Here is a 9261-nt window from a genome sequence, read left to right as displayed (position 1 = left end):
ATGATGGCAGAGAGGTCACACCCGTTCCCATACCGAACACGGAAGTTAAGCTCTCTAGCGCCGATGGTAGTTGGGACCTTGTCCCTGTGAGAGTAGGACGTCGCCAAGCAAGAACCTAAGTCATTTTGACTTAGGTTTTTTTGTGTTTATTTTTATTTACCGAATGCTATAATCCATAAATTTAATAAAGCTAAAGATGAAAAAAGAATGAAATAGAGACTGTTTAAAATAATAGCAATAACTTTTGGTGTTCCTGATTTTCCTAATGCCACTAAAGTAATACTTAAAATAGGACACATTATTTCTATCATAAGTATATATTTTAAATAATGAGATGCTATAAATAAGTATTTAATAATTACAGAAATTACTGCAATAGAGAAAAATAAATAGGATAATAGCATAGTTCTTTCTTTAACAGTTATCCTCCTTAGAAATTAAATCGTTATAATAATACAAGAGTGTATATATATTGATTTAAAACATACTGAAGTGCCATTTAAACGATTATACGTAAAATAGATCTCTAGAAATATATATTCTAATTCCCTTTTCTTCTTGCATATAGTTGCAATTCTTCTTTTGAATATAACTAAAACACGAACGTTATTGACTACTAATAAAAAAACATTCGATTATTTATTGACATTGTTTATGAAATATTGTTAATATAACCATAGAAACAATAATATAAGACCTCATATAATCGCGGGGATATGGCCTGCAAGTCTCTACCTAACGACCGTTATTCGTTAGACTATGAGGGAAAGTCACTCGGTATTTTTCTATTCACAAGGGATACGTATGCCTGAGTAGAGCGCTTTCTCTCATAGTAAAAGAGAAACTGTTCTATTTCAGGCTTTTTTTATTTGAATCGGGGGGATTCTAATATGAAATCACTAGTTGGAGTCATAATGGGAAGCACGTCAGACTGGGAAACAATGAAATATGCTTGTGACATTTTAGATGAATTAAATATACCGTATGAGAAAAAAGTTGTATCCGCTCATCGGACTCCGGATTATATGTTTGAATATGCAGAGACGGCTCGTGAACGTGGATTGAAAGTTATTATTGCTGGAGCTGGTGGAGCAGCACATTTACCAGGAATGGTTGCAGCGAAGACAAATCTTCCTGTAATTGGAGTTCCAGTTCAATCAAAAGCATTAAACGGCTTAGATTCATTATTATCCATCGCCCAAATGCCAGGAGGTGTTCCAGTTGCAACTGTTGCAATTGGTAAAGCCGGTTCAACGAATGCTGGATTACTTGCCGCACAAATACTTGGATCATTCCATGATGATATACATGATGCATTAGAATTGAGACGAGAAGCGATTGAAAAAGATGTGCGTGAAGGTAGTGAGCTAGTATGACGAGGATCATTTTACCTGGAAAAACAATCGGTATTATTGGAGGCGGCCAGCTAGGAAGAATGATGGCATTGGCAGCTAAGGAAATGGGATATAAAATTGCTGTTTTAGATCCTACAAAGCATTCACCATGTGCACAAGTTGCTGATATTGAAATTGTTGCACCATATGATGATTTAAAAGCAATTCAGCATTTAGCAGAGATAAGTGATGTTGTCACATATGAATTTGAGAATATTGATTATAGATGTTTACAATGGCTTGAAAAACATGCGTACTTACCACAAGGTAGTCAGTTGTTAAATACAACGCAAAATCGTTTTACAGAAAAGAATGCGATTGAGAAGGCTGGGTTACCAGTAGCGACGTATAGATTAGTTCAAAATCAAGATCAGCTTACAGAAGCAATTGCTGAGTTATCATTCCCTTCCGTCTTAAAAACGACGACAGGTGGATATGATGGGAAAGGACAAGTTGTTTTAAGAAGTGAAGCTGATGTTGAGGCAGCAAGAAATCTTGTGGATAAAGCAGAATGTATTTTAGAGAAATGGGTGCCTTTTGAAAAAGAAGTATCAGTTATTGTGATTCGTAGTGTAAGTGGTGAAACAAAAGTGTTTCCAGTAGCAGAAAATATTCATGTAAATAACATTTTACATGAATCTATCGTTCCAGCTCGCATTACAGAAGAGCTTTCTCAAAAAGCAATTGCTTATGCAAAGGTACTTGCGGATGAATTAGAACTTGTGGGAACACTAGCTGTAGAGATGTTTGCTACAGATAATGGTGAGATTTATATTAATGAATTAGCGCCAAGACCTCACAATTCAGGACACTATACACAGGATGCATGTGAGACGAGTCAATTTGGTCAACATATTCGAGCAATCTGTAATTTACCTCTAGGAGAAACAAATTTGTTAAAACCAGTTGTCATGGTAAACATTTTAGGCGAACATATAGAAGGGGTCCTAAGACAAGTGAATAGATTAACCGGGTGCTATTTACACTTGTATGGAAAAGAAGAAGCAAAAGCACAGCGAAAAATGGGGCATGTTAATATTTTAAATGATAATATTGAAGTCGCTCTAGAAAAAGCGAAGAGTTTGCATATTTGGGACCATCAAGAACAACTGTTGGAGGGAAAAAGATGATTAGTCGTTATACACGCCCAGAAATGGGTGCAATTTGGACGGAAGAGAACAAATTTAAAGCATGGTTAGAAGTTGAGATTTTAGCTTGTGAAGCATGGGCTGAGCTTGGCGATATTCCAAAAGAAGATGTTAAGAAAATTCGTGAGCATGCATCATTTGATATTGATCGTATTTATGAAATTGAAAAAGAAACACGTCATGACGTAGTTGCATTCACTCGTGCTGTATCAGAAACGCCAGCATTAGGTGAGGAACGTAAATGGGTTCATTACGGTTTAACATCTACAGACGTAGTGGATACAGCATTATCTTACATCTTAAAACAAGCGAATGAAATTATATTAAAAGACTTAGAGAACTTTGTAAGCATTTTAGCTAACAAAGCGAAAGAGCATAAATACACAATCATGATGGGAAGAACACATGGTGTTCATGCAGAACCAACAACATTTGGTTTAAAACTTGGTCTTTGGTATGAAGAAATGAAACGTAACGTAGAGCGTTTCAAACAAGCTGCTGATACAGTTCGTGTTGGTAAACTATCTGGTGCGGTTGGTACATATGCAAATATCGATCCATTCGTAGAAAAATATGTTTGTGAAAACTTAGGATTAGAAGCAGCACCAATTTCAACACAAACATTGCAACGTGATCGTCACGCACACTACATGTCAACACTTGCACTAATTGCAACATCTATCGAAAAGATGGCAGTTGAGATTCGTGGTTTACAAAAGAGTGAAACACGTGAAGTTGAAGAAGCTTTCGCAAAAGGTCAAAAAGGTTCTTCTGCAATGCCACATAAACGTAATCCAATTGGTTCTGAAAATATGACTGGTTTAGCTCGTGTTATCCGCGGTTATATGATGACGGCTTACGAAAATGTTCCATTATGGCATGAGCGTGACATTTCTCACTCTTCGGCAGAACGCGTAATTTTACCAGATGCTACAATCGCGTTAAATTACATGTTAAATCGCTTTGGTAATATCGTTAAAAACTTAACTGTATACCCAGAGAATATGAAACGCAATATGACAAGAACATACGGCTTAATTTATTCTCAGCGCGTAATGCTTACACTAATCGACAAAGGTATGGTACGTGAAGAAGCTTATGATATCGTACAGCCTAAAGCGATGGAAGCTTGGGAAACACAAGTACAATTTAAAGAGCTTGTAGAAGCTGATGAGCGTATTACAAGCAAGTTAACACAAGAAGAAATTAATGAATGCTTCAACTATGAGCATCATATGCAACACGTTGATACAATCTTTGAACGCCTTGGATTAAACGAAGCGTAAAATTTCATATGGCACAGAATAGAGTCATTCTGTGCCATTCTTTATAAAAACATTATTCACATTTTTCAAACTACAGGGGGCTTGCGAAATGCAAAAGCTAGAATTGCTGTATGAAGGTAAGGCAAAAAGAATTTATCGTACAGAATCAGCAGATATGGTTTGGGTAGAGTACAAAGATAGTGCGACTGCTTTCAATGGGGAGAAAAAAGAGACGATTACAGGGAAAGGTCGTTTGAACAATGAAATTACAACTTTATTGTTCAGAAAGTTACAAGAAGTGGGAATTAAAACACATTTTGTTGAGAAGTTATCTGAAACAGAACAACTTGTTAAAAAAGTGAGTATTATTCCTTTAGAAGTTGTCACAAGAAATGTAATTGCAGGAAGTCTTTCAAAACGATTAGGAATGGAAGAGGGAACTGTACTTGCAGAACCAATCGTAGAATTTTACTTCAAAGATGATGATTTAGGAGATCCGCTTGTAACGGAAGATCATATTCGTGTATTAAACGTTGCATCACCAGAGCAAGTAAGCGTATTACGAGATATGGCTCTACAAATCAATCAAGTGTTGATTGATCATTTCGCAAGCTGTCGTGTAAGATTAGTAGATTTCAAATTAGAGTTTGGTGTAACGGAAGAAGGAGAAATCATTTTAGCGGATGAAATTTCACCAGATACTTGCCGTTTATGGGATGAAACGAGCAATGAAAAGTTTGATAAAGACGTATTCCGTCGCGATCTTGGAAATTTAACAGATGCTTATGAAGAGATTTTAAAACGTTTAGGGGGAATTTCACATGTATAAAGTTAAGGTATATGTAACATTAAGAGAAAGCGTATTAGATCCACAAGGAACAGCAGTAAAAGGAGCACTTCATAGTCTTTCATTCACAGAAGTACAAGATGTTCGAATCGGAAAGTACATGGAACTAACAATTGATAAATCTGTATCTGATTTAGATAGCAAGGTAAAGGAAATGTGTGAAAAACTATTAGCGAACGTTGTAATGGAAGACTTCCGTTATGAAGTTGAGGAGGTTGTCGCACAGTGAAATTTGCCGTAATAGTATTTCCGGGTTCGAACTGTGATGTCGATATGTTCCATGCAATTAAAGATGAGCTTGGCGAAGAAGTAGATTACGTTTGGCACGATACAGAGAATTTAGATGAATATGATGCAATTCTACTACCAGGTGGATTTTCTTATGGTGACTACTTACGCTGCGGTGCTATCTCTCGCTTTGCTAATGCAATGAAAGCAGTGCAAAAAGCTGCTGAGCAAGGAAAGCCGATTTTAGGTGTATGTAATGGATTCCAGATTCTTGTTGAATCAGGATTACTACCAGGAGCGTTAATGAGAAACGAAAACTTAAAATTTATGTGTCGCACTGTTCAGTTGCGTGTTGAAAATAATGAAACGATGTTTACATCGCAATATGGAAAAGATGAAGTAATTAATATTCCAATCGCGCATGGTGAGGGAAATTACTATTGTGATGAAGCGACGCTTAAACAATTAGAAGAGAACAATCAAATCGCATTCCGTTACGTAGAAAACCCTAACGGTAGCGTTTCAGATATTGCTGGTATTGTAAATGAAAAAGGAAATGTACTTGGTATGATGCCACACCCAGAGCGTGCGGTAGATGAATTACTTGGCGGTGCTGAAGGGTTAAAAGTCTTTCAATCTATCTTAAAACAGTGGAGGGAAACATATGTCGTTAATGCTTGAACCAAATCCAACACAAATTAAAGAAGAGCGTATATATGTGGAAATGGGGCTAACAGACGAAGAGTTTGCCATGGTTGAAAAGATTTTAGGTCGTCTGCCAAATTATACAGAAACAGGGTTATTCTCTGTAATGTGGTCTGAACATTGTAGTTATAAAAATTCGAAACCAGTTCTTCGTAAGTTTCCAACTACAGGTGAGCGCGTTCTGCAAGGACCTGGAGAAGGTGCTGGAATTGTAGATATCGGTGATAATCAAGCAGTTGTATTTAAAATGGAAAGTCATAACCATCCTTCAGCTATTGAACCATATCAAGGAGCTGCAACAGGTGTTGGTGGTATTATTCGTGACGTATTCTCTATGGGAGCACGCCCGGTAGCTCTATTAAACTCACTTCGTTTCGGTGAATTACAGTCACCACGTGTGAAATATTTATTCGAAGAAGTAGTAGCAGGAATTGCAGGATACGGTAACTGCATCGGTATTCCGACTGTTGGCGGCGAAGTACAATTTGATCCATGTTATGAAGGAAATCCACTTGTAAATGCAATGTGCGTAGGTTTGATTAACCACGAAGACATTAAAAAGGGGCAAGCGCACGGTGCTGGTAACACAGTAATGTACGTAGGAGCATCAACTGGTCGTGACGGTATTCACGGTGCAACATTCGCGTCGGAAGAACTATCTGAAAGCTCAGAAGCGAAACGTCCAGCGGTTCAAGTAGGGGATCCATTTATGGAAAAACTTCTTATTGAAGCGTGTTTAGAATTAATTCAATCCGATGCACTTGTTGGAATTCAAGATATGGGTGCGGCTGGTTTAACATCATCATCTGCAGAAATGGCAAGTAAAGCAGGAATGGGTATTGAAATGTACTTAGATGATGTACCACAGCGTGAAACAGGAATGACACCATATGAAATGATGCTATCTGAATCACAAGAGCGTATGTTAATTGTCGTGAAAAAAGGTAGAGAACAAGAAATAGTAGATTTATTTGAGAAGTATGGTCTTGCAGCGGTTACGATGGGGAAAGTAACGGAAGATAAAATGCTTCGTTTATTCCATAAAGGTGAAAAGGTAGCTGAAGTTCCAGCAGATGCTTTAGCAGAAGAAGCACCAATTTATCATAAGCCATCAAAAGAAGCAGCATACTTTGCTGAATTCCAAGCAATGAAAATGGAAACGCCAAAAGTAGAAAATTATAAAGACGCGTTATTTACTTTATTAAAGCAACCAACAATTGCAAGTAAAGAGTGGGTATACGATCAATACGATTACCAGGTTCGCACAAGCACAGTTGTTACGCCAGGTTCAGATGCTGCAGTTGTACGTGTACGCGGTACAGAAAAAGGATTAGCAATGACGACAGATTGTAACTCTCGCTACATTTATCTAGACCCAGAGATGGGCGGTAAAATTGCAGTAGCAGAGGCAGCGCGTAATATCGTATGTTCTGGCGGAGAGCCACTTGCAATTACAGATTGCTTAAACTTCGGTAATCCAGAAAAACCAGAAATCTTCTGGCAGATTGAGAAATCAGTAGATGGTATGAGTGAAGCTTGTCGCACATTACAAACACCAGTTATCGGCGGAAACGTATCGATGTATAACGAGCGTAGTGGTGAAGCTGTATATCCAACACCAACTGTTGGGATGGTCGGACTTGTGCATGACTTAAAACATGTAACAACACAAGAGTTTAAGCAAGCTGGTGATTTAGTGTATGTAATTGGTGAGACGAAAGCTGAGTTTGGCGGAAGTGAATTACAGAAAATGATTCACGGCAAAATTTTCGGTCAATCACCAAGTATCGATTTAGATGTAGAATTAAAACGCCAAAAGCAAGTATTAGAAGCAATTCAAGCTGGTCTTGTTCAATCTGCACATGATGTTGCTGAAGGTGGTTTAGCAGTTGCGATTTCAGAAAGTGCAATTGGTGCTAAAGGCTTAGGTGCTACTGTGAAATTAGATGGAGAAGCAACAGCAGCATTATTCGCTGAATCACAGTCTCGCTTCGTGATAACTGTAAAACGTGAAAATAAAGAGGCGTTTGAGAAAGTGGTAGAAGCAATCCAAGTTGGAGAAGTAACAAGTACAAATGAAGTAACAATTCATAATGAAGAAAATGAAGTATTACTTACAGCAAATGTAGATGAAATGAGAAAGGCTTGGAAAGGGGCAATCCCATGCTTGCTGAAATAAAGGGGTTAAACGAAGAATGTGGCGTTTTCGGAATTTGGGGGCATGAAAATGCAGCACAAGTTTCATACTACGGATTGCACAGTTTACAGCACCGTGGGCAAGAAGGCGCAGGCATTGTCGTAAATAATGGGGAAAAAATCGTCGGTCACAAGGGGTTAGGTTTAATATCAGAAGTGTTTTCAAGAGGTGAGCTAGAAGGATTAAATGGAAAATCAGCAATCGGACATGTACGATATGCAACAGCTGGTGGAAGTGAAGTTGCTAACGTTCAACCATTGTTGTTCCGTTTTTCCGATCATAGTATGGCGTTAGCTCATAACGGAAATTTAATTAATGCAAAAATGCTTCGTCGTGAATTAGAAGCAGAGGGCAGTATTTTTCAAACTAGTTCAGATACAGAAGTACTTTTACATCTTATTAAACGTAGCACGAAAGATTCTTTAATTGAAAGTGTAAAAGAGGCTTTAAATAAAGTGAAAGGTGCGTTTGCGTATCTTTTACTAACTGGAAATGAAATGATCGTTGCATTAGATCCGAATGGGTTCCGTCCGCTTTCAATTGGAAAGATGGGGGATGCTTACGTTGTAGCGTCAGAAACATGTGCTTTTGATGTAGTAGGTGCAACATACATTCGCGATGTAGAACCAGGTGAATTACTTGTCATTAATGATGAAGGAATTCACGTGGATCGTTTCACAAATGATGTAGAACATGCAATTTGCAGTATGGAATACATTTACTTTGCACGCCCAGATTCAAATATTGCTGGTGTTAACGTCCATGCAGCACGTAAGAATATGGGGAAACGTTTAGCGGCAGAAGCTCCTATTGAAGCAGATGTTGTTACTGGTGTACCAGACTCTAGTATTTCAGCTGCGATTGGCTATGCGGAGGCGACAGGTATTCCATATGAGTTAGGATTAATTAAAAATCGTTACGTTGGACGTACGTTTATTCAACCTTCTCAAGAACTGCGCGAGCAAGGGGTTAAGATGAAGCTTTCCGCAGTAAGAGGTGTAGTTGAAGGGAAACGAGTTGTTATGATTGATGACTCTATCGTAAGAGGAACGACAAGTAAACGAATTGTTCGTATGCTTCGTGAGGCTGGAGCGACAGAAGTTCACGTAAGAATTGCTTCACCACCTCTGAAATATCCATGTTTCTATGGCATTGATATTCAAACGAGAAAAGAATTAATTGCAGCAAATCATACAGTAGAAGAAATCCGTGAAATGATCGGAGCAGATTCTTTAACATTTTTAAGTGAAGATGGATTAGTAGATGCAATTGGACGTCCATATGAAGGGAAATATGGCGGCCTATGCATGGCTTACTTTAATGGGGACTATCCAACAGCTCTTTATGATTATGAGCAAGAGCTTTTAGAAAGCATGAAATAAGAAAAGTGAGAAAAGCTTCTACTTCTTTTGATGTAGGAGCTAGATCCTTTCTTAAAATAGCCCGCCCTGGATGGGGAGAAATTAAAAGACGAGGT

Annotated in this window: 9 protein-coding genes, 1 rRNA gene and 1 riboswitch; of the genes, 9 read left to right on the top strand and 1 reads right to left on the bottom strand. The window is 38.1% G+C overall.

From position 1 onward, the window contains the following. Nucleotides 1–109 (top strand): 5S ribosomal RNA (gene rrf, locus ACS2CR_RS26990); the annotation flags it as partial. A gap of 43 nt (nt 110–152) precedes the next feature. Here rrf and ACS2CR_RS26985 read toward each other — a convergent pair. Further along, nucleotides 153–404, bottom strand: a complete 252-nt coding sequence (locus ACS2CR_RS26985) for a hypothetical protein (protein WP_053513254.1) — start codon at nt 402–404, stop codon at nt 153–155. A 274-nt stretch (nt 405–678) separates the two neighbouring features. After that, a riboswitch (purine riboswitch) is annotated at nt 679–780 on the top strand. 110 nt (nt 781–890) lie between these two features. On the opposite strand from ACS2CR_RS26985, the gene purE reads away from it, so the two are divergent. The 8 genes from purE to purF all read left to right on the top strand — a co-directional run bounded on the left by purE (nt 891) and on the right by purF (nt 9166). Next, nucleotides 891–1376 (top strand): 5-(carboxyamino)imidazole ribonucleotide mutase, encoded by a 486-nt coding sequence (gene purE / locus ACS2CR_RS26980; protein ID WP_000839365.1) that lies wholly within the window; start codon nt 891–893, stop codon nt 1374–1376. Next, on the top strand, nt 1373–2524 hold the full coding sequence (gene purK, locus ACS2CR_RS26975) for a 5-(carboxyamino)imidazole ribonucleotide synthase (protein ID WP_053513256.1): 1152 nt from the start codon (nt 1373–1375) through the stop codon (nt 2522–2524). Before purE ends, purK begins: the two co-directional genes overlap by 4 nt. Continuing rightward, nucleotides 2521–3828 (top strand): adenylosuccinate lyase, encoded by a 1308-nt coding sequence (gene purB, locus ACS2CR_RS26970; protein ID WP_000625682.1) that lies wholly within the window; start codon nt 2521–2523, stop codon nt 3826–3828. The genes purK and purB overlap by 4 nt, the downstream gene beginning before the upstream one ends. 88 nt (nt 3829–3916) lie before the next feature. Then, entirely contained in the window at nt 3917–4636 is a 720-nt protein-coding gene (gene purC / locus ACS2CR_RS26965; RefSeq protein WP_001170544.1) for a phosphoribosylaminoimidazolesuccinocarboxamide synthase, read from the top strand. Next, complete coding sequence (gene purS / locus ACS2CR_RS26960) at nt 4629–4883, top strand: phosphoribosylformylglycinamidine synthase subunit PurS (protein ID WP_000278823.1); 255 nt, start codon at nt 4629–4631, stop codon at nt 4881–4883. Before purC ends, purS begins: the two co-directional genes overlap by 8 nt. Then, nucleotides 4880–5563 carry a phosphoribosylformylglycinamidine synthase subunit PurQ gene (purQ, locus tag ACS2CR_RS26955; protein WP_000666787.1) on the top strand — a complete coding sequence of 228 codons (684 nt, stop codon included), beginning with the start codon at nt 4880–4882 and terminating at the stop codon, nt 5561–5563. Before purS ends, purQ begins: the two co-directional genes overlap by 4 nt. Continuing rightward, the gene (purL, locus tag ACS2CR_RS26950; protein ID WP_153602756.1) at nt 5547–7766 is read left to right on the top strand and encodes a phosphoribosylformylglycinamidine synthase II; all 2220 of its coding nucleotides are present in this window, start codon (nt 5547–5549) and stop codon (nt 7764–7766) included. The genes purQ and purL overlap by 17 nt, the downstream gene beginning before the upstream one ends. After that, a complete protein-coding gene (purF, locus tag ACS2CR_RS26945) occupies nt 7751–9166 on the top strand; it encodes an amidophosphoribosyltransferase (RefSeq protein WP_000879032.1) in 1416 nt (471 codons plus the stop codon). The genes purL and purF overlap by 16 nt, the downstream gene beginning before the upstream one ends. Nucleotides 9167–9261: the final 95 nt, after the last annotated feature.

This window comes from Bacillus cereus group sp. BceL291, assembly GCF_051776705.1.
GTDB classification, from domain to species: Bacteria; Bacillota; Bacilli; order Bacillales; family Bacillaceae_G; genus Bacillus_A; species Bacillus_A cereus.
Note: the sequence above shows the minus strand (reverse complement) of the source record. Positions and strands in the feature narration are given on the sequence as shown.